The sequence below is a fragment of the Bacillus sp. VA15 genome (assembly GCF_055721145.1).
Window position 1 is genome coordinate 1 of record NZ_JBVQPQ010000044.1, and the last position, 410, is coordinate 410.

Here is a 410-nt window from a genome sequence, read left to right on the forward strand (position 1 = left end):
GATCCGCACGCTGGTGGCGGAACACCTGGCTGTCTTTGGCATCACCCTCGATGAAGCCAAAAATGCCCTGCCGGGCAGCGCAGGTGAGCGTGTGATCACCACCGATTCGTCCCGCGTGGCCTGCGCGGTGATCCCAACCAACGAAGAAAAAATGATCGCGCTGGATGCCCTCCGTCTTGGGAAGGTCACTCCGGCTGCGGCTTATGCCTGACAGAGCGAGAAATTCATGAAAGTAGCAATCGATACGCGCGTTGCCCCTTACAGCGACGCATGGGCCGGGTTTCGCGGTGAAGAATGGAAAGACACCGTCAACGTGCGCGATTTTATTCAGCATAACTATACCCCTTATGAAGGCGACGAAACTTTCCTCGCGCAGGCGACGCCAGCAACGACGGCGCTCTGGGAGAAGG

The 410-nt window shown here is 58.0% G+C and carries 1 protein-coding gene and 1 pseudogene; both read left to right on the forward strand.

The window, feature by feature from the left end:
• Positions 1 to 211: pseudogene (locus AC0DBE_RS21660) on the forward strand (hypothetical protein); the annotation flags it as partial.
• A gap of 15 nt (positions 212 to 226) precedes the next feature.
• Positions 227 to 410: hypothetical protein (locus AC0DBE_RS21665; RefSeq protein ID WP_472963767.1), on the forward strand; the 184-nt coding region annotated here is incomplete at its 3' end.